A 26,797-nucleotide genomic window follows, 5' to 3' on the forward strand; every position below is an offset into this window, starting at 1 on the left:
GTGCGTGATGAGGTTTACAGGAGGAGTGTGATTGATATTTTTAAAACAAAGAAATGCTGTTGTTATTTTGAGCGTCACACTTCTCTTTTGATATTAGTTTAGTGAAATCGTTAATAAAATAAAAAGCACCGCGATAAATCGCACGACTCTGCTGATTTATCCGCGTTCTGGGCGAGTTAACTCACGCTCATCACAACAAACCTGTGGCTTACACCATCAACCCCACATAAAAAACGCGGGTTTTTTACCTGTTTTTATTGATATTTATCAAATATTTATTGAAATAATCGCTAAAATCGTACGCGTTTGTTTTTCTGAAATCTTGCTATGAGGCAGAGCAGTAAAGGCTTTTGCTCTTGTTTGTTGGTTTTTTGCCCGCTCTGTGTTGAAATCTGCTCCCTTATATCGCCTATCCCCAGAGTATTTGTCCTGTTTTTAATGCTTAATCGCTGAAAAACATAACATTTATAAGTATCTATTAGTTAATATTTATACCTATACCTTTATTTACACTTGTATTTTTAGCTTCTATTTTCGCAAGTTGCAAAGAAATCACCTTGAAATAACAGAGAGATAGATCCAAATATGTATAAAAATAGGGAATATTAAGCCTCTATTTGTGATCGCTCTCACTGACATTTATTTGTTTTTTATCTTCATTTTCACAAAATATGTTTGACTTAAAATAGCTAACATGGTTTTATCTTATAAGAAGGTAAATGTTTTGCCTTCAGCATCAATAGATAACGCTTACAATAATAAATAATGTATTATGATTTTATTCAAAGTGAGCGCAGAGAAAGCAGTAAAAAAATAATACTTTTTACGCCTTTCTTATATAAGCTTATCTTTTGATCACGATAATATGTTCCTATAGGCTGTTACTCTATTTATTTTAGATAATGTGACGAGTTATTAAGGGAAAAATAACTAACTGACACATAAACAACAAAAAGGAATAGGATAATATGAATCAAAAATTATCGACATTCGATATCATCGGATTAGGTTTTATGAGTTTTGCCTTCTTTTTAGGCGCAGGAAATATCATTTTTCCACCACTTGCGGGCTCTCTAGCAGGTGAAAATATCGTACTTGCTACACTCGGATTTTTAGTTACCGCAGTAGGTCTACCCCTCATTACATTAATAGCCGTGGCGAAAGCCGGTGGTGGTTTAACGACGATGGCAAAATATTTGCCTGCAAAAATTGCGACCTTACTTGCTTTAGTTATCTTTATTATTATCGGTCCAAGCTTTGCAACACCAAGAACCGCTTTAGTCGCGTTTGAAGTGGGTATTCGTCCTTTGATAAGCGATGCAAATGCAACGCATCTTGCTATCTTTTCAGTCTTATTCTTTATTGTTGTTGCTGGACTTTCTATTTCAACAGGCAAATTATTAGATATGGTTGGTAAAGTGATCACACCTTTACTTATCGTGTTATTAATTATTTTAGCCACGACTGTATTTATGAATCCTCTTGCTGATATTGGTCAAGCTTCTGCAGATTATGCTGCGACTCCTTTTGTTAAAGGCGTTCTTGAAGGCTATAACACAATGGATACGCTGGGCGCGCTTGTGTTTGGTATGTTGATTATTAATGTTATCAAATCAAAAGGTATCACTTCACGTACCGTGCAATATAAATACCTTGTCATTTCAGGTTTAATTGCTGCACTGGGCTTAACGTTTGTTTATGTTTCTCTTTTCTATCTTGGTGCTACAAGCCAAGGTGTTGCGATGAATGTTAGCAATGGTGGCGAGATTATTTCCCTTTATGTACAAGCTCTTTTTGGTGCACCGGGACAATACTTATTATCACTTGTTGTAGGTTTAGCTTGTTTAACTACCGCGGTTGGCCTAGTAAGTGCAATGTCTGACTTCTTAGTTGAGTTAAAGCCAAACTGGAACAGAAAAATGTTAGTTGTTGCCAATTGTATCTTATGTGCATTTGTTACCAACGTCGGCCTAAGTCAATTAATCACTCTTTCAATTCCGGTCTTATTTACCATTTATCCGGTTGCGATTGCATTAGTTGCGCTAACTTATGCGAAAGAGAAACTTGATAATAAACCTTTATCTTATGCTTTTGTTCTTAGTGTCTCTCTTGCTTTTGGCTTGTTAGATGGTATGAAAGTAACGGGCGTAAATGTAGATATGTTCTCATTCCTACCGATGTTTGATCAAGGTATGGCATGGTTATTACCAACTATCGTTGCACTCCTTATTGCAATGTTTGTTTTAAAAGCTAAAAAAGAGAAAACCTTAGTTTCTGCTTAATGCATTCAGGTTTATCTTCTTTATAAAAAATCCGCTCCGGCGGATTTTTTTTGTCTGCAATGATAATACCAAAGGAACTAAAAAGGTTACCCGTCTTGCTTGTTGAAATTATCCCACCCTGCGTTGTGAGTTTTGAAGTGAGAACAACACTCTCCTACAACACTCTCCTACAACTCTCGCCTTGCTAGTGTTAATTTTTCCTGCGCAATACATGAAAACTTAATTAATTCCTTTGGTATAAGCCTCTTATTATCTGTTATTATTCAAACGCAATTTGTACTATTTTGAAAATAACCTATAGGATGTTTTTATGAGTTTTGCCGACCAAGTTTTAGCCGTTAATAATGATCTGCCTATTCGCACCGACCAACCCGTCCATAATGGAAAAGTTCGCTCTGTATATTGGTTAACCGCAGCCGACAGCGCCCGCCTTATCAAAGAAAAAAATTATGATGTCGCAAGTGATGCTCCGTTAGCTATTATGGTGATCAGCGATCGCATTTCTGCTTTTGATTGTATCTGGCATGCTGAAAATAATCTGCAAGGTGTTCCTGGTAAAGGTGCCGCCTTAAATGCTATTTCGAGCCATTGGTTTAAATTATTCAAACAGCAAGGTTTAGCTGACAGTCATATCTTAGATATTCCTCATCCTTTAGTTTGGATAGTACAAAAAGCTAAACCGATCATGATCGAAGCTATCGCAAGACAATATATTACGGGGTCAATGTGGCGTGCATATAGCCAAGGCGAGCGTGAATTTTGTGGGATAAAGATCAACGATGGGTTGAAAAAAGATCAGAAGCTTGCAGAGTTATTGGTAACGCCTTCGACCAAAGGTATTTTAAAAGATATTCCCGGCGTCCCTGCCGTTGACGATGTGAATATCACGCGCAAAAATATCGAAGATAACTTTTTATCTTTTAACTTTACGCACGTAGAGCATATTGCGCAATATGAAAAATTATTACGTGAAGGCTTTAATGTTATCAGTGAGGCACTCGCTGATGTTAAACAAATATTTGTCGATACTAAATTTGAATTCGGTTATGTGACTGATAAAGCCGGCAATGAAAAAATTATTTATATGGATGAAGTTGGTACGCCAGACTCTTCGCGAATTTGGGATGAAGAGCAATACACACAAGGAAATATTGTTGAGAACTCTAAAGAAGATTTCAGACAGTTTTTGTTAAAACATTTCCCCGATGCCGATGTATTATTAAATAAAGATCGTATGCTTGAGCGCGCAGAGCTTGCTAAAAATAATGCGTTACCCGTTGATGCACTTATGAAAATTTCAGAAACATATTGTCAGATTGCAGAAAAAATTATTGGTGAAAAAATAGTAATCTCGAAAGATCCAAAAGCTGAAATAATTTTAATTTTAAAAGAACAATACCAATTGATTGATAGTATTAATTAATTGATCGTGAACGACTCTCTTTAATAAAAAAGATTTTGTTTTCGTAACAAGATCTTTTTACTTTTAAAAAGTAAAAAGCAAAAAAAACCAACGAAGAAATTCGTTGGTTTTTTTATTTAAGACGTCATATTTTTATTTATAATTTTTTACTTTGAACTTCATTTAATAATAATACTTGTCGTACTTTGTCTGTAATACTCAAATATATTTCAGTCACTAATGCATCTTTTAATGGTTTTTTATTTTCATCTAACCAAATGAGAGCACTACTGTCCGCGGTCGCTTCTCCGAGCTGAATATTATACTGAGCATTTTTTAATTCAAACGGATGTAAATTATTTTCTGCCCAATAATCATCACTCGGCGCACTGTATTTTAATAACATCGAGCCTAAGTTTTTATCACTCTTAATAATTTCAAAATTAAGTAAGGTCAATAATGATGGAAGCTCTTGCCACGTTTTTTCAAAACTTTCACTCACTAGCCAAGCCATTTGATGATTTTCATCAAAGCCAAGTTTAATCGGTAAAGGTTGCGAGCCTATATTTTGTAATGCGTGTTTTTCTTTTTGCTGATATGAAAAAAGTAACAAATCATTAATGAGTCGCGTTTCTATATTTTGTTTGTTTTTTTCGGTGAGTTTAAATTCTAAAAGCTCACTGTCATTTTTTTCTGAGTAACTCAGTAACCTAACCGTTAGGTTTACACGGTGTGATTGTTGCTCTGCACTGACTTTAATAGAAAAAGAAGAGGCTTTATTAATTGTATTTTTATTTAAAAAATTACCAAAACTTATTTCTTCTTTAATCTCGACGGGTTCAATCGTGTCACCGTTATTTTTGGCAAGTGTATAGGTTGCATTTTTAGAGATTAAAAAATCATTCAGCAGCGTCGAAACTTTTGACGTTAACTCTTGTTGTGATTGAAAATCATTAAACCAAATACGCGTACCTTGCGAATGATCTTTATCTTCGATGATCCCATCCATAATTTTAATTAATTGTGTGGGTGGGCGAATATCAACCGCGTCAGCGCGTAAACCATTATCTTTTTGATATTGGCTTAACTTAGGGATCACAAACAGATCGCGACTCTCATCTTGAGTATATCCTGTCGTAATATATTTAGTGTTGAGCGTAGATTCTTGATAATTAAAAGGACCATTCGCTTGCATACGTGTATCAAAACGCGCACAGCCAGTCATTGAAATCATGACCGCTATACTGAGTGTGATATGACTTTTTTTAAATTGTTTTATCATGAAATTAATTTAACTTCTGTTAAGGCATTTTCTAACGTCTGTTGATATTTTACATCGAGTATTGTCAAAGGTAATCTGCAATCTGCTGATGATATCAGGCCTAATTTTGCACAGGCCCATTTTACAGGGATAGGATTTGCTTCTATAAAAAGTGTGTCATACAAAGGTATTAATTGCGCATTAATCTTTAATGCTGCCTTAGTATCACCAGATATTGCAAGCTGACTCATTGTATTCATGAGTTGCGGTGCAATATTACAGCTCACTGAAATAACACCATCTCCGCCTTGTAACATAAAGTCACAGCACGTAGCATCATCACCGCTGTAGAGTAAAAAGTTTTCAGGTACTAATTTTTTAATGCTTAAAAGACGAGATAAATCACCGGTTGCTTCTTTAATACCAATAATATTATCTATTTTAGCCAAGCGGCCGATTGTTTCAGGCAATAAATCAACCGCTGTTCTTGCCGGCACATTGTAAAGTATTTGCGGTAATTTTGAGGACTGTGCAATGTGTTTAAAGTGCTGATAAAGCCCTTCTTGCGTCGGTTTATTATAATAAGGGGTCACGTTTAATCCGGCAACAATGCCGCTATTTTCTAAGCGCTGGCTCATTTCAATGGCAACCGCTGTTGAGTTAGCACCATTTCCGGCAATAACATCAATACGTCCCGCAGCATATTCAAGGGTTTTTAATACGACCTTAATATGTTCATCACAACTGAGCGTTGCAGATTCTCCCGTTGTTCCCATAGAAACGATGGCAGCAGTACCTGCTTTAATATGAAATTCGACAAGTTTTCTTAATGCAATAAAATCGATTTCACCACTTTCTTGCATAGGCGTCACAAGTGCGACGATACAGCCTGTTAGCATCTTAAGCTCCTCTTTAATATCTCCTTAATATTACTTTTGCAACGCATTAAAAACAAGGATTAAAATGAATAGATTTAACTTCTTTTTAATAAAAACAGCGGTTTATTAAAAAGCATAGCCATGTGCACCTAACATTGCCCCGCCAATAGCGATTAAGCTGATACTCAGTAAAATAATATGCATGATATGTAACTGATTAAATGTTTTTTGACTATCAATTAAGGCTTGTTTTTTAAACCAAGCATGTAAAAACAAGGGTTCAAATACAAACAGCACTAAACTGAACACCAACCAAACAAAAACCATTAAATGCATCCACCAAAAACGCAGTTCTAAAAAGCGATCCCAAATCTGCATAAACTCAATTAAATAAATGCCGGAGAAAAAAGTTAATAACGTGGTTATTTTGGCTTGTTTAGCAAACTTGCCTTCTAGTTTCTCAAATAAAAACATACGATCATCCACATCAGGCAATAACTTTAATGAGGGAATTAAAATCAATGTGACAAAGGATACCCCGCCAATCCATAACACTACCGCTAAAACATGTAATGCTCGTGCACCAAAATAAAGATCCATATGCTTAACTCATATCAAAAATATTATCCTAGCATTATACTCAAGTATTATCTTTGATCTTGCGACGCCTTTTATTTTGACTTATAGCAAAGGAATTAATGAAGTTTTCATGTATTGCGCAGAGAAAATTAACACTAGCAAGGCGAGAGTTGTAGGAGATAGTTGTTCTCACTTCAAAACTCACAACGCAGGTAGGGATAATTTCAACAAGCAAGATGGGTAACCTTTTTAATTCCTTTGGTATTAATACCAAAGGAATTAATGAAGTTTTCATGTATTGCGCAGGAAAAATTAACACTAGCAAGGCGAGAGTTGTAGGAGAGTGTTGTTATCACTTCAAAACTCACAACGCAGGGTGGGATAATTTCAACAAGCAAGACGGGTAACCTTTTTAGTTCCTTTGGTATTAACGAGCGTTTAGTGCGACGTCTAATACAAAATAAGCAAGGCAAGTGGGCTATCTGTTAGCTCATTTCTTATATTTAAGCGCTTCTTCTTGTTAGATCCAGAGGGGCCTGTATAATTTGGTTTTATTTATTATTATTATTAGGCAAACATGGCTCTTTTTTCTGAAGAAATGTACAAATTATTGGACCTCGCATTATCCGAACTTAACGCGTCTCATGAAAGCGGTCGCACCCCACAGAATGATCTCAATGAAGCTCATTACTTGGGCGCGTGGGTAACCACTGCAATGAAGAAAAAGCGTTTTGATTCTATTGTTTTAAGCTCGCTTAAAAATTGGCAAAGTAAAGCGCGTAGTTTAGGACGCAATGCAGGCCTTAAAGATCAATTTATTTACTTAGAGCGTTGTTATAGCCAGATCTTAGACTCAGATAAAAAGATACAAGCAGTGACGCGTGACCAGTTTGAAGCTTTTTATAAGACATTAAGTGCTGCACAATGGATGGTGACAACCGATACGGTTGTTGTCGATAAAATGAAATGTCATAGTTCAGGTGATTCATCACTTGTTGCTTGTAAAGCACAAATGGATACGCATTTTAATGAAAAAGGTGACTTAATTAAGCCGATCTCTTTTTATATTCGAGGCGATGTTCAAGAGGCAGTTAAACTGGCCTTTGCTGCAAATGTATTATTACATAAGAAAACGGATCATAAATCTAGAGTAAAATACCATGGTGAATACGTGGTTTACGTGCACAATGATGGTGAGTTTTTACCTGAATTCCCTTTATAAATACAATTAAGTGCGATTTAAAACGGATTGTTTTTAATCCTTTTTATCACACTTTTTATTAAGCACTTTTAACTTAATACCAAAGGAATTAATTAAGTTTTCATGTATTGCGCAGGAAAAATTAACGCTAGCAAGGCGTGAGTTGTAGGAGATAGTTGTTCTCACTTCAAAACTCACAACGCAGGTAGGGATAATTTCAACAAGCAAGACGGGTAACCTTTTTAGTTCCTTTGGTATTAGAGTGCTTGATAAGCCTTAATTATCTTTTCGACCTCTGCTCCCTTATTTTTTAACATGCGTTGATAATGTGCAATAGTTTGTTGCAAATAAAGCTGATGCATGGGTAAGTCCCCCTCCCACATCATTGATCCCACATTCACAATCGGCAGCTCTGCGCGTGATGACACGTGTAAGATCTCGTAATAACGTCCCTGCTCAAAAATTAATAATTCGTTAATTAATTTTAATTTATGTTTGATCAACGTCTCTCTGACTAAAAAATTATGATGCACAGGACAAATTAAAAATTCAATATTAAACTGTGCATTTAAGGGTAATAATGCCTCTAAAAAGGTACTTAATAACTGCCCTCCAACCCCCGCTATAATAATTAAATGCGTCTCTTTTAGGCTGGACTGTTGGTGATTTTTTAAGGGTAATTGACTCACATCGAGGCAATGCACTTGCCAGTCACTTACGCTACCCTGATAATAACGTTGCAGTTTTTTTTCTAATTTTTGCATTAAATTTTGGTTAATATCAACAAAGTGAACATGTTGGGCTTTATCTTTGCCGAGTAGCTTAAACCCCAGTTGTCCATGATCGCAGCAACAATCCCAAATATGCGTATAAGGCTGCTTTACTTGCTCAAAAATGCTTTGTAATCTTTTACTCAATTTCATGCATTATGATCCTGCAAACGTAAACTTAATGAAATACGCTTACGCTCACTGTCCACACTGAGTACTCTTACTTGCACAATTTGTCCGGTTTTTACCACTTCAAAGGGATCTTTTACAAATTTATTGGCAAGTTGGGATAAGTGAATAAGGCCATCTTGATGAACGCCAATATCGACAAACGCCCCGAAGCTGGTCACATTTGTGATCACGCCTTGAATTTCCATGTCCGTATAAAGATCGCTGATTTTATTGATCTCATCACTGTAACTTACCGTACAAAAATCAGGACGAGGATCACGCCGTGGCGCTGCTAATTCAGAGATAATTTGTTCAATAGATAAGCGCCCAAACTGCTCACTAATAAAGGTATCTATGTCTAACATTTTTAAGGCTTGGCTATTTTTTAGTAATGCTTTTACCGTGCAGTTTTGGTCGATGGCGATACGACTGACTAAGGCATAAGCCTCAGGATGAACCGCTGAATTATCTAAGGGATCAATGCCCTCAATAATGCGTAAAAAACCAGCAGCCTGCTGGTAGGCTTTAGCCCCTAAACGGGGAACTTTCATTAAACTACTGCGCGACGTAAACGGCCCATTCGTATCTCGATATTGCACAATGTTTTCAGCAATGCTTTTATTTAATCCAGCTATAAAGGTTAATAATTGCACCGACGCACGGTTAACATCAACGCCGATAGCATTAACACAATCTTCGACGACAACTTGTAGATTTTTTCCCAATTGAACCTGATTTAAATCATGCTGATATAAACCAACGCCGATAGCTTTTGCATCTATCTTCACTAATTCGGCTAACGGATCTTGTAACCTTCGAGCAATGGAAACCGCGCCTCGAATAGAGACATCTAATTGTGGAAATTCAATACACGCCAGTTCCGAGGCAGAATACACGGAGGCGCCCGCTTCACTGACCATCACACAAGGTAAATTTAGCGAGGCATCTTCTAAAACACTTTTTATAAAATCATCACTTTCGCGAGAAGCCGTGCCATTACCAATTGCAATTAATTGCACATGATACTTTTTAATAAATTCATCTACTTTTTTCTTTGCAGACTCGCTTTGGCGCTGCGGGGCATGAGGATAAATCGTCGCAAAATCGAGGAGTTTTCCGGTGCCACTGATCACCACAATTTTACAGCCACTTTTAAAGCCCGGATCTAACCCCAATATAATTTTTTCACCCGCGGGCGCTGCCATTAAAAGGTCTTTTAAATTGGTTGCAAAAAGTTGGCTGGCACGGCTATGCGCTTGCTCTTTTAAAAGAGAAAAAATCTGACGCTCGGTTTGTTTATTTAATTTTGTTTGCCACGCTTCTGAAATAATGCTTTTTCGCCAACTATTTTTACTTAAGCGCGCGAACGAAAAGCCTAAATGATCTGCGATCAGGTTTTCATAAACACTTTTTTTATCTGTGCTGTGCATATCAAAGTCTACTTTTAGGCGTAAAAACCCCTCGCTTTTAGCACGTAACAACGCAAGGTACCTATGTGCTGGCAGTGTTTTTAAACGTTCACTATAGTCAAAATAATCTTTAAATTTTTGTGCTTCTTGTTGTTTAGCTTTTATGACTGAGCTACTTAAAAGTCCCTTTCTGTGTAAGGTCTCTACAAGCTTATGACTTAGGCTGATATCTAAACTCAGTCTCTCTATTAATATGTCCGAGGCACCTTGTAAAACACTTTTCTCATCATTAAAACCCTGTTTTTTATTAATGTAGCGTTTTAATAAAGCATCGGCTTGCATGTCATCTTGGAACCATAATTTGTCTGCGAGTTCCATTAACCCTGCGTCCATCGCAATTTTTGCTTTACTGACACGTTTGCTTTTAAAGGGTTGATACAAGGTTTCTAGATCGCGTTTATTATCGATGTTAATAATTTGCGTTTTTAAGGCTGCACTCAATTTGTTTTGGGAGAGTAAACTTTTATAAATAGCCTCTTTACGCTCTGCTAAATCTCTTTGATAAAGTAAACTACTCTCAAGCTGGCGTAGCTGCGTATCGTCAAGACCATAGGTTGCCTCTTTACGATACCTCGCAATAAAAGGCACGGTATTACCGGCATCATAAAGTTGGATAAACGCATTGATTTGAGGAACACTAAGTTGCAATTGTCGATGTAGCGTTTGAGTAATAGCAGGCATAATAAAAAATTCTTTTATAAAAATAAATATATAGACCCATGATACTTCAAGCTACAAAATCAGCAACCCTACTTAGGCTTATATTCGAAGCATAAAGGTAAAAACAATTATTCTACATTGATGTTTTATAACCCTATTTTATAAGGAAATCGCCCTTAACAAGCGCTACGCCTTGAATTGCTATCTTCTGCAGTGCCACATGACGCATATTGAGGTAACATGGGTATGATCCCGCGTTATTAAGGAGTTATAAATGATCAATTTTGCTGTGATAGGAACTAATTGGATCACCGAGCGATTTATTAAGGCCACAAGCTGTGGTACAGATTTAATGTTAAACGCCGTATACTCAAGAGATCTTGCGCGCGCCCAAACCTTTGCCAAAAAATATCAACTGCAAAATAGTTTCGATGATTTACAAACGCTCGCTGAGCATAAAGACATTGAGGCTGTTTATATTGCGAGCCCCAATGCGCTACATTTTCCGCAAGCACTGCAAATGCTAAAGGCGGGTAAACATGTTATTTGTGAAAAGCCTCTGGCAACAACTCCCGAGCAAGTTGCGTGCTTATTTGCAACGGCCAAAGAAAATAATGTCATTATTTTTGAAGCCTATATGAGTGCTTATCTTCCCAATTTTTCACAAGTGCAAAAAAACTTAGAAAAAATAGCCCCCTTACGCAAAGCAAATTTACAATATTGCCAATACTCTTCCCGTTATCAACAATACCTTGACGGTAAAAATCCAAATACCTTTAATCCTGCTTATTCGAATGGATCTATCATGGATATTGGTTTTTATTGTGTTGCGTTTAGCGTTGCATTATTTGGTTTTCCGCAAAGCATTCAAGCAAATGCATTCTTATTAGATTCCGGTGTTGATGGCTGTGGCTCTGCATTATTACAATATAAAGATTTTTCAGTCACCATTGATCATTCTAAAATTAGTGACTCTGCGCTCGCAAGTGAAATTCAAGGCGAAAAGGGTAGCGTTGTTATTGAGCACATTGCTTTGTGCAACAAAGTTACATTACATCAAAATACAGCCGTTGATATTAGTGTTGAGCAAAGTGATCAGCACATGCTTTATGAAATCGACGTTTTTTGTCAACAAATACAAGCGGGCGTAATGGATGAGAAAATCAACCAACGTACGCTGGATTGTATTCGTGTGATCGCTGAAATTCGTCGCCAAACTAAGGTTAAGTTAAGTTGATCTCTTTGTGCATCGATGCAAGAGTCTATTCATAATAACAACCAAAAAAGCGTTTAAATAAAATAATAGAATGCTTTTTTTACATTATTTAAACATTCTAGTTATAAAAATAACGTTAAAGTAAGCGGGCTTTTTTGATCTAGACTCCTTTATACTGTACATTGCTGTGCAATTTAGAAATGTAACCCTTGGTAATGTGATCATGACATCAAAAACAAATAAAAAAATAACATTGTGCTGCGCCCTCGCCCTTGCCAGTAGCTCTTTTAATGCTTATGCCTCCGAAAACGAAAACGAAGTATCACAAATTGAAGTCCCTATTTATCAATCTAAGATAACCAATTCGAGTTGGGATGATAAAGATATTGATGCTAGTTTCTATGACAATCCTTTTCAAGTGTCACTTTTCAATGCTAAAAATGGTGAAGATAACGAACGTCTCATGGATCATACTTATACGGTGTTTGGTTTAGGCGTTGGCGTGATTGCAGCCTTAACGGTGATGCCCGAATCTATCACCAACTGGGATAAAACAGATGCCGATATTTTTAAAAAATGGTATGACCATGTCTCTGAAGGGCCAGTTTGGGATCGCGATCAAGCTTGGTTAAATTATGTTGCTCACCCTTACTTTGGCGGTGTTTTTTATCAATCGGCTCGTAAATCAGGATATAGACAATGGGATTCATTTCTTTATTCAGCCATGATGTCTACTTTTTATTGGGAATATGGGATTGAATCTTTTGCAGAAATTCCCTCTATTCAAGATCTTGTTGTAACACCTGTTATCGGTTGGGTCTATGGTGAATGGGCTTATCAAACAGAGCGCGATATTTGGCTCAATGGGGGTACTTTATTTGGGTCTGAAATATTAGGAAATACGTCATTGTTCTTATTAGATCCCGTTGACTCTATCGGACGTAATATAAATGCATTATTTGGGCGTGATCTGATTAAAGCGGGCACCGGCTATTTTACCTTTAACCAAGTTAAATTACCGTACGGTGGTGCGACTGAAAACCAAGTTGGCCTTAAATTAAGCTATAAATTTGGCGATGATAGTAGTAAAGCCTTACCAGAGATAAGTGCCAAAAAAGATGCGCGTGCAAAATCAACAATGAGTACGCAAAAAGATCCGATAGATACTGGAGTCGTGGGTATTTCAGCGGGCGCAACATGGGTAAACTTAAATGAAAAATGGGGATTACAAGATACCTTAGGCTCACAAATTTCCGTAGGCTTATATTTTAATCGCAGTTTTTCAAGTCGTTTAACCTATACCCGTGCAGATATGAAAAAGATTGCAACAAACAAAAGCGTGATTTATGAAAATTACGCCATTGATAGCCAATATTATTTTAATGCGCAGGAAAATTTCCGTCCGTTTGTGAGCGTGGGTTTTGGTGAAATGATGAGTGATGAAGAGCGAGATAATAAACGCTTTGCTATGAGTGCGGGGTTGGGCTTACACTATAAAATCACTAATAAATGGGCATTGCAAACAGATTGGCATCGTTATTACAGTACACGTACCAGCAGTTCAGAAGATCAATTTAGCACGCTGATACTGTATCGTTTTAGCAATGGCGAGCGAGGTTAATATAAAAACACGCTATTTTGGTAGATAAGTTTATTTTATCTACCAAAATATTGATTAATGATCTCTTCTAAATTATCTTCAAGTGTTTCTTCAAAATGTGCAAGATCCTCTCCAAAAATAGCAAAGTATTGCTCTGCTCGCTGCTGCGTCAATTTTTTAGACGCCACTTGGAACTCCATCTCAGCCAAGCTTTTATCGGTACGAGGGATAATGAGCCATTGTATATAGGGGCTTGCACACGCTTGTAACTGTATTTGTGCAAAGTCACAAAATTCACTGATATATTGACTGCCATCTGGCCCTAATGAGCCTGGCTCCATGCGAAAAATAACACACATTTTTTTGTCGTCTGCAATGCTATTTAGCACCATGTTTATCCTTATTACGAGTAAATTACAATCAAGCATAGAGCACTAAGTTTCAGCTAACAAAAAATATATCTCTATTTTATGTCCTACGTCTTATAATGATGTGCATTTTTAGGTTGAATAGAATATCAAATAAATTGAATCTTAACCTATAAAGAATCAAATGTAATTAACTGTTATTACACTTGTTTTTCTTTTATTGTATGGCAATGTGATTATTGTGTGAAGTAAGTCACATACAATAATATATGCACCATTTACTTTTAATTCGCTAGAGGCGTGATTATTCACGATACATACTATGCCAAATAATTTCCATTCCCCTATTATGAGCTTAATAAAGGCGACCGCACCCGAGCAATCTCAGGCCAAAACAATGGTTCAAGAAGTTGAAGATTATGGTCTGAGTAAAGTTAAAAAAAGCACCGCTAAATCTTTTTCATTGGCTGTGTTTGCTGGCGCTTTTATCGCAATTGCTTTTGTCTTTTATATTACGGTTACCACAGGTGCTCAATCTGCGCCTTGGGGACTTGTTCGCGTTGCAGGTGGTATTGCATTTAGCTTAGGCCTTATTCTTGTTGTATTGTGTGGTGGAGAGCTATTTACGAGCACAGTATTAAGCACCGTTGCTTGGGCCGAAGGTCTGGTGAGCACTAAAAAATTATTAGGATGCTGGGCGCGCGTTTATTTTGGTAATATGCTCGGCGCTGCCATCATGCTTCTTTTAGTTTTTAGTGCCAAAATGTATTTTCTTGATGGCGGGCAATGGGGCTTAAATGCGCTGTTAATTGCTCAACATAAATTACAGCACACATGGATCCAAGCATTTTCACTGGGTATCTTGTGTAATATTTTAGTGTGTTTAGGTATTTGGATGACCTTTAGTACGAAAGATATACTGGCCAAATCCATGCTTCTTATTTTGCCTGTTGCTATGTTTGTCGGCAGTGGTTTTGAGCATAGTATCGCTAACATGTTTATGGTGCCTTTAGGTATTATGATCCAAAACTTCAGTGAGCCTGCGTTCTTTATCAGTAATAATATTAGTAGTACACAATTTGCAGATCTCAATTGGTCTAACTTTTTATTGCATAACTTAATTCCGGTCACACTGGGTAATATCGTGGGTGGTGGCGTTCTGATTGGTCTGGCTTATTGGGTGATTGATAAATCGAGTGAGCCTAAAAAAAGTGAGCTAGTACGTGAAAATACACATGAAAATCGGCACGTTGAGATGCACGCAGAGCAAAAAAACACGCAAAAAACGCTTAATGATTTTTTAGTTAAAGATCTGATGCAAAGCAACCCATTAACGTTAACGGAACAACAGACGATATACCAAGCACTTAGCTTTATTGTTGATAATAAAATCAGCAGTGCACCCGTTCTCGATGAAAATAAACAGTTAGTTGGCTTTATTAGTGAGCAAGATATCTTAAGAGTATTATGGTCAAAACAATACTCAAACACCCTCAATGATAGGGTGACTGATGTCATGCAGACTGAGATGTTGACGGTCGATGCAATGCAACCTGTCAGTAGCTTACTTGAGTTTATGGTCGTTGATAAAGAAAAGTTATTTGCACTAAACGAGCCTAAAGCGCTCGGTGACACGCATTATCAAAACTATGAACAACGCTTAAAATCAGCAACCGTGCAGCGCCCCAGTTCTTATGCAGTGCTCCATGAAGGTCTGTTTTGTGGCGTTATCACGCGTCAAGATGTAGCCAAACAGCTTTGCCTACAATATAAAAATAATGCAACGAATAACGTTGTTTAAGTAAACTAACTTAACGCTTTAAACCCAGCAGGATAAGGTAAATTTAAGTAGGCCTTATCCTGTTTTTTTTCATGACGAGAAACCAAACGTTTGGCTTCTAATAAAATGCAATCACGTAACGGATTATCTCCTGCATCTTTATGCCAAACAAACGACAGACGATGACGTAAATTCAAATCGGGTGTGTTAAGCGCAACTAACTGCCCTTTTTCTAAGGCATCCACAATATCAAGATGCGGTAAACATCCCAAATATAAGCCATTGGCAACCAAGGCTTTTAATACTGATACATTTTCATAAGATTTCCAGACATCAATATGATCAATTAAACCATGCATTGCCCCTTCAAAAGTACAACGCGTTCCCGCACCGACTTCACGTAACACCCACTTTGCATGCTCTAGTTGTGATAAATTGACGCTTTCATTGTTTGCATAAGGATGAAAGGGACTACAAAAAATGATCAAATGATCATCCATTAATTTTTCTTGTAGTAGACGGCTATCGTCTAAGCGCCCTTCAATGATCCCCAATTCGCATTGGTGATTGAGCAAGGTTTGTATCACGTGATCTGTATTTTTTACTTTTAATTCAATACATAAGTTAGGGAAGTTTTCATCAATTTTACTGATAAGCTCCGGTAAAATATACTCAGCTGGCGTCTGACTCGCACAAATAGATAAATGCCCACTGATGATATGCTGATCGTGTAAACCAAATTCAATTTGCTGTGCATCTTGTAATAATTTTTTGGCTTTAGGTCGTAACCAACGTCCCCAATAACTTAATGTTAAGCGATTTCCTTGACGAATAAATAACTGTCTATCGAGTATATTTTCAAATTGAGAAAGAGACATACTCACCGCAGATTGTGTCATCGATAATTTTTTCGCTGCTGCGCTTACACTTTCTTGACTCGCCACCGCATCAAAAACGCTCAATTGTCTTAATGAATATTTCATTTTTCTCTCTCCAAAGGCTAAATATGCTCCTATTAAGTATCAATTATATTGAAACTTAATATTAATTGTATTTTAGGGTGATATAAAAGAAAAAGTTTGATTGATATCAAAAAATGAGAACTCAATGTTGTTTACTTTTTCTGTATGTTTTAATGGCTAGCGGTTATCGATGTGACATTATTCTTTGCCCAAAGAGAGGCTTTAGGGAGGTGGGACTGTAAGCGCAGAGGATATAAAAAAGGCATGCAATAAAACAAGTAAAGCTTATGTTTGTCGCATACCTTTTGTTGACTTATTCAAAGGCTCCAAATCAAATCAACGCTTCAAATCTTAGATTAGATTAGCGCTTCATCGCTATCAATCATCGGCTGCGCTTTCGACTTAGTAATAACGTATGCAGTGATCAATAGCATAGAAGCAATACCTATAATCGTTGCGATATCAATCGTTAAACCAAAGCCAAGGCTATCATTATTTAAAATGAAGGTGATAACCACTGTGGTCATAAACATCGCAGGAAGCGTCGCTATCCAATGTAATTTTTGATGACGAATAAGATAAGCGGACGCAGTCCAAAGCATCATCACTGCCGTTGTTTGATTGGCAAATCCAAAGTAGCGCCAAATAATACCAAAATCAACTTGCGTGAGGATCGCGCCAATCACAAACAAAGGTAAGGCCATGATAAGACGGTTGCGAATTAAGGTTTGATCGCTGTGAAAGAATTCCGCCATGATCAAACGGCTTGCTCTAAACGCAGTATCACCCGATGTGATAGGTAATATCACCACGCCTAAGAATGCAATAATACCGCCAACGCCACCTAATAGGCCAATTGAAGTATCATAAACAATGGCGCCAGGACCACCTGAATGTACGGCTGCAGATAAAGCGTCAACATTATCATAGAAAGACAAAGCAAGTGCACACCAAATAAGCGCTATCACCCCTTCACCTATCATGGCGCCATAAAATACAAAACGTCCATTTTCTTCATTTTCTAAACAACGCGCCATTAAAGGGGACTGCGTTGCATGGAATCCTGAGATTGCGCCACAGGCAATCGTAATGAACAAGGCAGGCCATAACGGTAAGTCATTAGGATTCATATTGGTAAACATCATGCTCATTTCATAATTACCCAGCAAAGAATGCTCAGTTGAAAAGGTTAATGCTACGATAAGGCCAACAGACATAAAGACTAATAAGGCGCCGAAAAACGGATAAAAACGACCAATTATTTTATCAATTGGCACAATAGTGGCAATTAAATAATAACTAAAGATAATAGCAACCATAACCAGCATCGGCATTGCTAAATCAGTTTGTTGATTGACTAAATTGGTGATCATACCTGCGGGAGCTGAGACAAAAACAACGCCGACTAATAGCAGTAACAACAAAGCAAAAACATTCATAAAATGTTTTGCATTGTTACCTAAATATTTACCCGTCATGTTTGGTACAGAAGCTCCACCATTACGAATAGAAAGCATACCCGCGAAATAATCGTGTACCCCTCCGGCAAAAATACAACCTAAAACGATCCAAAGCATGGCAGCCGGTCCGTAGAGCGCTCCCATAATAGGTCCAAAAATGGGGCCCACACCTGCGATGTTTAAGAGTTGAACCAAATATACCTTTTTCTTTGGCATTGGCACGTAATCAACCCCATCTTGTTTGCTATATGCGGGAGTTTGTCTGTCTTTTTTAATACCAAAGACTTTTTCAACAAACGCACCGTAAATAAAATAGCCACCTAATAACAGCATGATACAAAATAAAAACCACAACATATGAACTTCCTTTTTTATTAATGAAAGGCAGCTACTTGCAATTTATACTTATCATTTTATTAAAAAATATATAAGTAAATGCTCAGTGCTACATTCTCCTAACAAATAGGATACGCTTTGTTAACGATTAATCATGTGTTCTATATTGCAGTGGTCATATAGTCTTTTAAGTGGTTTATCAGAGAGATAAACGGTTAGCTTAAATGAAATAAGGCTTTGATCTCTTTTAAATAACGACGGCTGACCGGCACGACTCTTGCGCTATAAGTGAGGATCTCAGCTAACGCATTATCTAATATTTTTATTTCCCTAATGGCATCGGGATTCACTAAATATTGTCGATGACAACGGATCAATGTCGTTTTATCTTCTAATACTTTTAAACTTAGGACGCAGTTTAAGCTTTCATTTTGATGACTTTCAGGCGTACATAATAGATGAACGCCGCTATGGTCACTATGTGCCACTTCGATTTCAGCTATTTTTAATAATAAATAACGTTGATATCCTGCACACGGGATCTGGGTTAATAAAGCATGCTCAGGAAGACTCAGTGTTGTTGTGTTTTTCTTTTTAACTAAACGCTCGATAGTCTTTTGTAAACGATCTTGAGAAATTGGCTTTAATATATAATCAAAAGCATTACCTTCAAAAGCTTTAAGGGCATATTCATCATAAGCACTCACAAAAACGACCTCAGGCATCGTATCAGGGCTTAACATACTGAGCATTTCCATCCCGCTTATTTGGGGCATGGAGATATCAAGAAAAATGACATCGGGTTGTAACTGATTTACTTTTTGTAAACCTTCAATCGCATTCGCGCAGCACGCTTGCACCTCGACGGCATTACTTAATGTTAATAAGCTTGCCAATTCTTCACGCGCATAGCGCTCGTCATCAATAACAATGGCTTTAAGCATGTTTACCTCCATGTAATGGGAAAGTGATATTGGCCTTTGTCGTAATATTATCAATACAGCTCATATCAAGGCCATATTCATCACCAAAATGATATTTAAGACGTTTATCCACAATCTGCAAACCTAATCCAGTACTGTCACTGTCTTGGCGTTTATAATAATTGCCTGCGTTATCGATCACTTGTAACTCAACAATAGCGCCGTTTGGCGTCGCTTTTATACGCCCAATGACGCTGACTTTTCCTTGTTGCAGTAATGTTGACGTTCCATGTTTAATAGCATTTTCGACTAAGGGCTGCAATGTAAAAATAGGGATCATAATATCAAAAAGTGACCTATCTACGTCAATATGGATGCTTAATCGATCAGAAAAACGTGCCAGCTCAATACGTAAATAGGCATTCACATGCTCCAACTCTTCTTCTATGCGCACCCACTCCACTTTTTGTTTTAAATTACGTCGGAAAAATTGCGCCAAATGTTGAATAAGTTCTCGCGCCCCTTCCGGATCGCGCCTAATAACGGCATTAATAGTATTGAGCGCATTAAATAAGAAGTGTGGATCCACCTGTGCGCGCAGCAAACGCACTTCGGCTTGTGTTAATAAGGTTTGTTGCTCAATATAACGGCCGGTGAGTATTTGGTTTGATAGCAGTTTTGCTAAGCCTTCACCCAAGGAGCGATTCACCGATGAAAATATCTTTTTCTTTGCTTCATATAATTTTATCGTGCCCAATACTTTTTGCTCAGCGCCCATTAAAGGGATCACTAAAGAGGAGCCGAGTCGACAATTTTTATCTAACGAACATTGATAAGGCAACTGATAACCATCGGCATATATGATTTCGCCTTTTTTGATCGCCTGTTTAGTATAGTCTGAGGAGATAAGCGTACCAGGTAAATGATGATCGGCTGCGATACCAATAAAAGCTAATATCTTTTCACGATCGGTGATCGAAACAGCCCCCACCCCCGTTTCTTCATAAATTATCTGCGCAATTTTTTGACTACTTTGTGCATTAAAACCTTGGCTTAACACCCCTACCGAACGCTCTGCAATGGTTAATGCTTTACTTGAAAAAGCAGCTGAATATTTTTCATAAATTGTTTTTCTGTCAGCAATAATACTCATAAACAAAGCAGCCCCGGCAGCATTCGCGATGATCATGGGTAATGCAATACTGCGAACAAGATCTAAAGCATGGCTAAAAGGTTTCGCGATGAGCAAAATAATCGACATTTGCATGATTTCTGCCACGACTAACAAACACAAGGCGACATAAGGATTAAAAATATTATCAATTTGGCCTCTGCGCATATAATAACGGTGCATCAACCCGCCTAACAATCCCTCTGCCGTTGTCGAAATAGCGCATGATAAATCGGTAAAGCCTCCCATACTATAACGGTGGATCCCACCGGTTAAGCCTACCGCAAACCCAACTAATGGCCCGCCTAATAACCCCCCTATTACAGCCCCTATTGCGCGGGTATTGGCAATCGCGCTATCAATAGCAAGTCCAAAATAAGTCCCTAATATACAAAATAAACTAAAAACGAAATAACAGGCTAGACGTTGATAAGAATGTGCAGAAAGCGTTGTTAAGGGCATAAAGATAGGGGTTTTACTCAGTAAATAAGCAATGACTAAATACACACTGAGTTGCTGTAACAATAAAAAAATTAACGCCATAATATCCTAAAAATATAAAACACATAAATAAGAGCTTATATTACGCTTCCCAACATTAAGCGCAACAAAGCACCTCTTAGCTTGCGCTTTGATCGCGATAAATAGGCTTATTAACGCGCATTTAACATAAGATTTTCAATGCAAGTTTAAAGCCGCGAAGCAAAGTGACTGAGAAAGATAAATCCCAAAATAAGAGATGCACAAATAGACCTGCAATCGAGGCGCATTCCCTATATACTCACGCTCCTAATTAGATTATGAATAAAAGTGGTGATGGTATGAGTGTTGATGCAATAGGTTTATCTACAGAGTTGTTAAAAGCGGTTAAAGCATGTGGTTATAAAAATTTAACCCCTATCCAGCAACAAGCCATTCCACTCATTCGCTCAGGTTGTGATGTGCTGGCCAGCGCGCAAACGGGCACCGGAAAAACGGCTGCTTTTAGTTTGCCTATATTAGATTTATTGGCTAAATCAGCATCACAAAAAAAATCTAATAATCGCAGTGTTCGTGCATTGATTTTAAGCCCGACGCGTGAGCTTGCGATGCAAATAACGAAGAACATTCAAGAATATGCTCAGTTTATGGATATCACTTGTGGGCTTGTCTGCGGTGGTAAAAATATGGATACACAAGTTAAACTCCTTAAAGGTGGCGTCGATATTCTCGTTGCAACACCGGGGCGTTTAATTGAGCATATTAATGCGCGCAGTGTTGATTTATCACATGTAAAACATGTTGTATTAGATGAAGCCGATCGCATGTTGGATATGGGGTTCTTAACCGCTATTCAATCTCTGATAGAAACCATTAAACAAAAACATCAAACCTTAATGTTTTCAGCGACCTTTTCAAATAAAGTAAAAACACTGGCAAAACAGTTATTGCATACGCCGAAAACAATTGAAGTTTCGATGCAAAATTCTACGGCGGGTAAAATTAAGCAACAAGTTTACTGGGTTTCAGAAACACGTAAACGCGAATTATTATCTGAGCTTATCGGCGTTAAAAACTGGCGCCAAGTACTGGTCTTTGCCGGTACGAAAGCAAGTGCGGACTTGCTTGCTAAAGAGTTAAAGTTAGACGGCATTAAATGTGCGGTTTGCCATGGTGATAAAAACCAAGGTGCGCGTAATAAAGCCATTGAGAAATTTACAGAAGGCAGTGTACGCGTGCTTGTTGCGACAGATGTTGCTGCCCGTGGTCTTGATATTCCTAACTTACCTTATGTGGTGAACTTTCATCTGCCTTTCTTAGCGGAAGATTATATACATCGTATTGGGCGCACCGGCAGAGCAGGTAAAAAAGGGAATGCTATTTCTTTAGTCAGCCCTAAAGATGAACAATTTTTAGATAATATTGAAGAGCTCATTGGTCGTAAATTTGAACGTATCGTTTATCCTGGTTATGAAATGGATTTATCTTTACCAGAATCTTATGCCGATAGTGATACGAAAAAACTTAAGAAAAGCCGCTATAAAGCAATGCAAGAGCACAATCAGATGCTCGAGCGTAAGCAAGAAAAGAATAAGCCTGCTAATATTCGCCGCGAAAAAGCAAAGAGCAGAAAAAAACGTTAGAATGTTAAAATAGCATCACACAATGAGTACTCAGACTAAGCGTAGCTGAGTGCTCCATTTTTATACCCACGTTACTTAAAAATACGTTATCCCGCATCAAACACTTTCCAAGACAATACGTAACATCCGACAAAGACGACGCCCTTAGCGCGTGTAATCCCCCTTTTAACCCAGCTGTTTTTCACCTTCACGCTAGCATTTTACTACACCAGGACGTACTGATTTTTCCTTTTTAAATAGCCTCACGGCGTTTAAGGATCCCAATCAAATTCATAGTAAGCATCGATAGCTTGATATAATCCACTAGACGCTTCAATATAAAAACGATTAAACAGCTCATAACGTAAAGCTAATATTGAAAAGCTTTCAAAAACGCCAATCCCATAACTTATTTCAACACCCGGCGCAATTTCAGCGCTAATACCGACAGATTGTTGATCACCACTGCCCTGCGTAGACAACGACAGATCTTTTAATCCTAACGTATCGCCGATATCACTCATGACAGAGTCTGATTGTGAGGCGCCAAATGCAATTAACCAGGCTGCTAATTGATTATTTGAGCCTTTATCACTACCTGCATTTATAGATTTACCGCGGGTTAAATACGATAATGCTTCTTGTTGCGCCATTTCTGGTTTTGAAAAAATGGTTAACGTTAATGCATCGGGAGAGCCATTTAAACGTATTCCTGAAATGACATTATCTTGCGTTTTTTGAGGATCACGAATAGCCTCTATATCAATATATGGGGACTCGGGCGGCCCTTGAAATAATATGCTACTGTCTTGCAACTCGAGTTGTTGACCAAATGAGCGATAGCTACCACGCTCAAATTTTAATTTTCCATGCACTAACAGATCACTCGTTATCTCTTTTTTAACTAATAACTCGCCTTTAATAAAACTATCTAACCCCATTGCGATGAGGTGAAAATCATTACCTAGATCCACTTCTAAATTTAATGCTAATGGTAAAGTATCCGTTTCCTTAATGTCTATTTCATCGACAAACACCACATCTTTAGATGCAGAAACGGCACCCTTAGGTAATTCTTTAACGCGGATCTTTGCTCTATTGAGTAAAACATTTCCTTTAACATTTAATGTTTTATCAAACGTTAAATAAATATCAGGACTGAGTAACATGTTTATTTTTTTATGATCATAAAAAAATAATTTATGCGCATAAAAATGTAAGGCGCCTTGAAAACGATGTTGCCAATTTAAATCCCCCTTAAAATAGGCTTGTCCCGAAGGTAACTCTCGGATAGCTAGTTGCGACTTCTCTTTATTTATTTTGTCACCCAAGCGTTTAAAAGGAGCATCAATCACGCTAAATGTCTTTTTAAGCACTTTAAAAGGTAAACTTAACAAGCCTTTTTTTGCTACTTTTTCACTGCTTTTAAAGCTCCCTTGTATTTCTGCTTTTTTATTATCTAAACGAATAATGGTATTAAGTGCATTAAGCTTGATAGGTAGTAAAGACGATGTGATATCGGTATCTTGCAATACGATAAGGCCCTGTACATTCGGGAAATCAAGTGCACCTTGAATATTTACATCTGCTTTAATGGCGCCATTTAATTGCTCGAGATCAGGAATAAACGTTTTAAAGACAGATAAATTAGGCATTGAAAGCGCAATCGTCGCATTTATTTTAGGTTTGTCTTGGGAGTGCGCTAGGCTACCTTTCAACATTAAGTTAACTAGATGAGGTGAGTCTATTTGTAATAAAAAAGGACTTTTTTTGTTTTTTGAGTTTAATTGCAATCGAAAAGTATCAATCGCGTAAAGCCCTTTATTATAGACACCAGGCTTTGCTTCTACTTTTATCGAAGCGTTCTCTAAATGCATGTCGACATCAATTTTGGGGGGGCCGTTTTTATACCATAGGATCTTTGATTGTGCAAAAAGAGCCCCAAAGAAGCGCGCTTTAGGTTCTAAATAGGGATCCAATGCTTGTAACTTGATATTATCTAACGAAAGTTGAACCTCTCCACTTTCACCTGCATCTATTTTTTGAAAGCATAAACGGCCCATCTTGTTATTTTTAGCATCGGTACTTTGCCAACAATGCTCACTGAGTTGTATATTTTTGTTTTTAAGCTGCACATGGATAGGCGTTACTAAATTTATTTTTTGTTGTGCCTGCACTATCTTTATCGTCATTTTTTGTAAATTAGCAGACCAATTTTTTGCACTTTGAATGATATTTAACTGCGCCTGAGAGCTAAATTTTGGCGCCTTTATTTTTATCTTAATATCATGCTTCGCGATTTTTGTGTTTTTAATGTGTAAACGCACCGATCTGATTTTTTGATCTTCAAAAACAAAGCCTATCGCCTTTAAATCTAAATTTAATCCCATCGTGTCCGCTACAGTGACCTCACCATCAAGCCTTAGACTTTGTAATTTTGATTGTTGGTAGGCCAATTTACGCGCGTTAAGGTGCGCTTTAATTTTAATGTCGCTAGGCGAGCCAGTTACCTTAAACTTAGCGTTTATTTTGCCTTTTGCGTCTGCCAACAAGTTTTTCATGTCTTGTATGTCGACTTTAATGCTTAAATTGTTTTTTTCGCCGAGTCGGCCTTTTATCGAGATTTTATTTTTTTCATTAATAATATTAAAGGTTTCAATATTAGCGCCAGTGTCCTTATTCGCCGATAATTTTGCGTCTACTGAAAAATCACGTTGTAGATATTTACCTTCAAGCTGTAGTTTAGGAATAGAAACAGACCAGTTCGGTGCGCGATCATAATAAAACTGCGTTTGCATTGTTTGTTTTATCGAGCCAGAAACAATACTCTCGTCGCCTTTAATAAAGGCTTTTAATGCTAAGTTATCTAAGTTTAAATCACCTTGCCAATACAATTTATCCGACCAAGATAAATCACCCGAAAAGCGTGCAATGCCTTGGAGCGTCTTAAGCGTTAAACTTTCCAAGTTTAATTTTTTGAGATCACCTTGCACTTTTAATTGCACTTTACCGGGCGCAATATCCTGCCCTTGATAATCCGCATTAAACAATAACGTATAATCATTCAGGGCGCCCTGCGACTCTAGCTTTCCAAATTTAGATTGAAATTTAGGTGTGTCTGTTAATGGCCAATACAAATGTGTCCATTTTAGTTGCAGAGAATAAGGCATATTTTCAGTTAACAAATCAACTTCAGAAGATAACTCTAAGCGCATCTTTTTAGTTAAGAGCAATTTGCTTTTTAGCGCACTAAGATCGCCACTCACGTTGAGTTGATACTTTTGCCCTTTCAATAGCGCATGCGTATTTTGCATCTCTATTGTTTTTACCTTGCCCTTTATTTCTAACGCTAAAGGATAGTTATTATTAAAATCAATTTTACCTTGTAAGTCAAAGCTTGTCTCGGGCGTCTCAAAGGCTAAAGCCTTCACCTCTAAATGCGTATCAATAAAACTTAACTGCGTCTCAAAACGCTGCAAATTGAATATGTTTTTATCTTCTTGGACCACCTTAAGATCAAAAATAGCAATGGGATCAAGATATAAGTTAAAAGGTAAACGAATGGGGGTTAATTGGTTTTTGGCAATCAGCGGGGCGACCTCAGTAAAGACCAATTTCTTTTTGCCTGCTTTGAGCAATATAGGTGCAATGATCGTTGGCTTTGGTAGTTGCACAAATACCTTACGTAATGTGCTACTGATATAAACATTACTTTTTTGAGCGCGTACATCTAAAGCGAGATCGTCAAATGAAAAAGCAAAGTCGCCTTGGGTTACATTAATATCTTTTAAGTGGATATTAGATAAATGTATTTTAATCGGAAGAGACAACAAGGCCATGGGTTCATGCGTTTCTTCCTGCGCGACGGGGACACTATCATTGACCGGTAAATGTAAGTTAACCCCAATAATATTAACTTGCTGCATACAAATTTCTTGTACCAAGCAAGAATAACCAAAGACATAATTGAGTTTTTCAATATTTAGAGTGGTCGAATCATCTTGCCAAGAAATATTTTCAAAGGTAGGAGAAAAGAACACGCTACCTTGTGTTAATGGCAGTGAGAGCCTCGGCTCTATCGACTCGATAACACTGATGATAACTTTATTACCGGGATGCGTTAATAATAACAGAGCCAATATAACGCTCAGCCCCGCTAGTAATATCAATAAGCATTTTGTTATTTTTTTACACATTTTAAGGTTA

At 37.5% G+C, this 26,797-nt stretch carries 18 protein-coding genes; 7 read left to right on the forward strand and 11 right to left on the reverse strand.

Annotation, left to right across the window (positions count from 1 at the left end):
• Window positions 1–968 precede the first annotated feature (968 nt).
• The gene (brnQ, locus tag PCNPT3_RS06520) at window positions 969–2,282 is read left to right on the forward strand and encodes a branched-chain amino acid transport system II carrier protein (RefSeq protein WP_015465079.1); all 1,314 of its coding nucleotides are present in this window, start codon (window positions 969–971) and stop codon (window positions 2,280–2,282) included.
• 310 nt (window positions 2,283–2,592) lie between these two features.
• On the forward strand, window positions 2,593–3,705 hold the full coding sequence (locus tag PCNPT3_RS06525) for a phosphoribosylaminoimidazolesuccinocarboxamide synthase (protein WP_015465080.1): 1,113 nt from the start codon (window positions 2,593–2,595) through the stop codon (window positions 3,703–3,705).
• Window positions 3,706–3,841: 136 nt separating this feature from the next.
• Here the strand turns inward: PCNPT3_RS06525 and bamC are convergent, their stop codons facing one another.
• The 3 genes from bamC to PCNPT3_RS06540 all read right to left on the reverse strand — a co-directional run bounded on the left by bamC (window position 3,842) and on the right by PCNPT3_RS06540 (window position 6,423).
• A complete protein-coding gene (bamC, locus tag PCNPT3_RS06530; RefSeq protein ID WP_015465081.1) occupies window positions 3,842–4,966 on the reverse strand; it encodes an outer membrane protein assembly factor BamC in 1,125 nt (374 codons plus the stop codon).
• Window positions 4,963–5,844, reverse strand: a complete 882-nt coding sequence (dapA, locus tag PCNPT3_RS06535; RefSeq protein ID WP_015465082.1) for a 4-hydroxy-tetrahydrodipicolinate synthase — start codon at window positions 5,842–5,844, stop codon at window positions 4,963–4,965. The genes bamC and dapA overlap by 4 nt, the downstream gene beginning before the upstream one ends.
• A 105-nt stretch (window positions 5,845–5,949) precedes the next feature.
• Window positions 5,950–6,423, reverse strand: a complete 474-nt coding sequence (locus PCNPT3_RS06540; RefSeq protein WP_015465083.1) for a hypothetical protein — start codon at window positions 6,421–6,423, stop codon at window positions 5,950–5,952.
• Window positions 6,424–6,979: 556 nt separating this feature from the next.
• On the opposite strand from PCNPT3_RS06540, the gene PCNPT3_RS06545 reads away from it, so the two are divergent.
• Entirely contained in the window at window positions 6,980–7,624 is a 645-nt protein-coding gene (locus tag PCNPT3_RS06545) for a DUF2913 family protein (RefSeq protein ID WP_015465084.1), read from the forward strand.
• A gap of 236 nt (window positions 7,625–7,860) precedes the next feature.
• On the opposite strand, the gene PCNPT3_RS06550 is transcribed toward PCNPT3_RS06545, so the two are convergent.
• The gene (locus tag PCNPT3_RS06550) at window positions 7,861–8,526 is read right to left on the reverse strand and encodes a tRNA (adenine(22)-N(1))-methyltransferase (RefSeq protein ID WP_015465085.1); all 666 of its coding nucleotides are present in this window, start codon (window positions 8,524–8,526) and stop codon (window positions 7,861–7,863) included.
• Entirely contained in the window at window positions 8,523–10,694 is a 2,172-nt protein-coding gene (locus tag PCNPT3_RS06555; protein WP_015465086.1) for a Tex family protein, read from the reverse strand. The genes PCNPT3_RS06550 and PCNPT3_RS06555 overlap by 4 nt, the downstream gene beginning before the upstream one ends.
• A 253-nt stretch (window positions 10,695–10,947) precedes the next feature.
• Here PCNPT3_RS06555 and PCNPT3_RS06560 point away from each other — a divergent pair, with 253 nt between their 5' ends.
• Together PCNPT3_RS06560 and PCNPT3_RS06565 are read left to right on the forward strand one after the other, a co-directional pair.
• On the forward strand, window positions 10,948–11,910 hold the full coding sequence (locus tag PCNPT3_RS06560) for a Gfo/Idh/MocA family protein (RefSeq protein ID WP_015465087.1): 963 nt from the start codon (window positions 10,948–10,950) through the stop codon (window positions 11,908–11,910).
• Window positions 11,911–12,112: 202 nt separating this feature from the next.
• Entirely contained in the window at window positions 12,113–13,510 is a 1,398-nt protein-coding gene (locus PCNPT3_RS06565) for a DUF3943 domain-containing protein (RefSeq protein ID WP_015465088.1), read from the forward strand.
• A 35-nt stretch (window positions 13,511–13,545) separates the two neighbouring features.
• Here PCNPT3_RS06565 and PCNPT3_RS06570 read toward each other — a convergent pair whose 3' ends face one another.
• A complete protein-coding gene (locus tag PCNPT3_RS06570; protein ID WP_015465089.1) occupies window positions 13,546–13,881 on the reverse strand; it encodes a hypothetical protein in 336 nt (111 codons plus the stop codon).
• A 298-nt stretch (window positions 13,882–14,179) separates the two neighbouring features.
• Between PCNPT3_RS06570 and focA the strand changes: the two genes are divergently transcribed.
• Window positions 14,180–15,658, forward strand: a complete 1,479-nt coding sequence (gene focA / locus PCNPT3_RS06575; RefSeq protein WP_015465090.1) for a formate transporter FocA — start codon at window positions 14,180–14,182, stop codon at window positions 15,656–15,658.
• A gap of 5 nt (window positions 15,659–15,663) precedes the next feature.
• Here focA and PCNPT3_RS06580 read toward each other — a convergent pair whose 3' ends face one another.
• The 4 genes from PCNPT3_RS06580 to PCNPT3_RS06595 form a co-directional block, all read right to left on the reverse strand.
• On the reverse strand, window positions 15,664–16,620 hold the full coding sequence (locus PCNPT3_RS06580) for a LysR substrate-binding domain-containing protein (RefSeq protein WP_015465091.1): 957 nt from the start codon (window positions 16,618–16,620) through the stop codon (window positions 15,664–15,666).
• Between the two features lie 335 nt (window positions 16,621–16,955).
• Entirely contained in the window at window positions 16,956–18,416 is a 1,461-nt protein-coding gene (locus tag PCNPT3_RS06585) for a carbon starvation CstA family protein (RefSeq protein WP_015465092.1), read from the reverse strand.
• 194 nt (window positions 18,417–18,610) lie between these two features.
• Window positions 18,611–19,339, reverse strand: a complete 729-nt coding sequence (gene btsR, locus PCNPT3_RS06590; RefSeq protein ID WP_015465093.1) for a two-component system response regulator BtsR — start codon at window positions 19,337–19,339, stop codon at window positions 18,611–18,613.
• The gene (locus tag PCNPT3_RS06595) at window positions 19,332–21,032 is read right to left on the reverse strand and encodes a sensor histidine kinase (RefSeq protein ID WP_015465094.1); all 1,701 of its coding nucleotides are present in this window, start codon (window positions 21,030–21,032) and stop codon (window positions 19,332–19,334) included. Before PCNPT3_RS06595 ends, btsR begins: the two co-directional genes overlap by 8 nt.
• Before the next feature lie 278 nt (window positions 21,033–21,310).
• Here PCNPT3_RS06595 and PCNPT3_RS06600 point away from each other — a divergent pair, with 278 nt between their 5' ends.
• Window positions 21,311–22,612 carry a DEAD/DEAH box helicase gene (locus PCNPT3_RS06600; protein ID WP_041771453.1) on the forward strand — a complete coding sequence of 434 codons (1,302 nt, stop codon included), beginning with the start codon at window positions 21,311–21,313 and terminating at the stop codon, window positions 22,610–22,612.
• A gap of 251 nt (window positions 22,613–22,863) precedes the next feature.
• Here PCNPT3_RS06600 and PCNPT3_RS06605 read toward each other — a convergent pair whose 3' ends face one another.
• Window positions 22,864–26,787 carry a translocation/assembly module TamB domain-containing protein gene (locus PCNPT3_RS06605; RefSeq protein ID WP_198006676.1) on the reverse strand — a complete coding sequence of 1,308 codons (3,924 nt, stop codon included), beginning with the start codon at window positions 26,785–26,787 and terminating at the stop codon, window positions 22,864–22,866.
• Window positions 26,788–26,797: the final 10 nt, after the last annotated feature.

The sequence above is a fragment of the Psychromonas sp. CNPT3 genome (assembly GCF_000153405.2).
In the GTDB taxonomy this organism is placed as follows: domain Bacteria; phylum Pseudomonadota; class Gammaproteobacteria; order Enterobacterales; family Psychromonadaceae; genus Psychromonas.

Excerpts from the sequence above, each read along its gene's own strand:
- PCNPT3_RS06580 (WP_015465091.1), bottom strand. The coding sequence starts at position 16,620 with ATGAAATATTCATTAAGACAATTGAGCGTTTTTGATGCGGTGGCGAGT.
- PCNPT3_RS06555 (WP_015465086.1), bottom strand. The coding sequence starts at position 10,694 with ATGCCTGCTATTACTCAAACGCTACATCGACAATTGCAACTTAGTGTT.
- bamC (WP_015465081.1), bottom strand. The coding sequence starts at position 4,966 with ATGATAAAACAATTTAAAAAAAGTCATATCACACTCAGTATAGCGGTC.
- brnQ (WP_015465079.1), top strand. The coding sequence starts at position 969 with ATGAATCAAAAATTATCGACATTCGATATCATCGGATTAGGTTTTATG.
- focA (WP_015465090.1), top strand. The coding sequence starts at position 14,180 with ATGCCAAATAATTTCCATTCCCCTATTATGAGCTTAATAAAGGCGACC.
- PCNPT3_RS06550 (WP_015465085.1), bottom strand. The coding sequence starts at position 8,526 with ATGAAATTGAGTAAAAGATTACAAAGCATTTTTGAGCAAGTAAAGCAG.
- PCNPT3_RS06605 (WP_198006676.1), bottom strand. The coding sequence starts at position 26,787 with ATGTGTAAAAAAATAACAAAATGCTTATTGATATTACTAGCGGGGCTG.
- PCNPT3_RS06585 (WP_015465092.1), bottom strand. The coding sequence starts at position 18,416 with ATGTTGTGGTTTTTATTTTGTATCATGCTGTTATTAGGTGGCTATTTT.
- PCNPT3_RS06570 (WP_015465089.1), bottom strand. The coding sequence starts at position 13,881 with ATGGTGCTAAATAGCATTGCAGACGACAAAAAAATGTGTGTTATTTTT.
- PCNPT3_RS06595 (WP_015465094.1), bottom strand. The coding sequence starts at position 21,032 with ATGGCGTTAATTTTTTTATTGTTACAGCAACTCAGTGTGTATTTAGTC.
- PCNPT3_RS06545 (WP_015465084.1), top strand. The coding sequence starts at position 6,980 with ATGGCTCTTTTTTCTGAAGAAATGTACAAATTATTGGACCTCGCATTA.
- PCNPT3_RS06525 (WP_015465080.1), top strand. The coding sequence starts at position 2,593 with ATGAGTTTTGCCGACCAAGTTTTAGCCGTTAATAATGATCTGCCTATT.
- dapA (WP_015465082.1), bottom strand. The coding sequence starts at position 5,844 with ATGCTAACAGGCTGTATCGTCGCACTTGTGACGCCTATGCAAGAAAGT.
- btsR (WP_015465093.1), bottom strand. The coding sequence starts at position 19,339 with ATGCTTAAAGCCATTGTTATTGATGACGAGCGCTATGCGCGTGAAGAA.
- PCNPT3_RS06540 (WP_015465083.1), bottom strand. The coding sequence starts at position 6,423 with ATGGATCTTTATTTTGGTGCACGAGCATTACATGTTTTAGCGGTAGTG.
- PCNPT3_RS06600 (WP_041771453.1), top strand. The coding sequence starts at position 21,311 with ATGAGTGTTGATGCAATAGGTTTATCTACAGAGTTGTTAAAAGCGGTT.
- PCNPT3_RS06560 (WP_015465087.1), top strand. The coding sequence starts at position 10,948 with ATGATCAATTTTGCTGTGATAGGAACTAATTGGATCACCGAGCGATTT.
- PCNPT3_RS06565 (WP_015465088.1), top strand. The coding sequence starts at position 12,113 with ATGACATCAAAAACAAATAAAAAAATAACATTGTGCTGCGCCCTCGCC.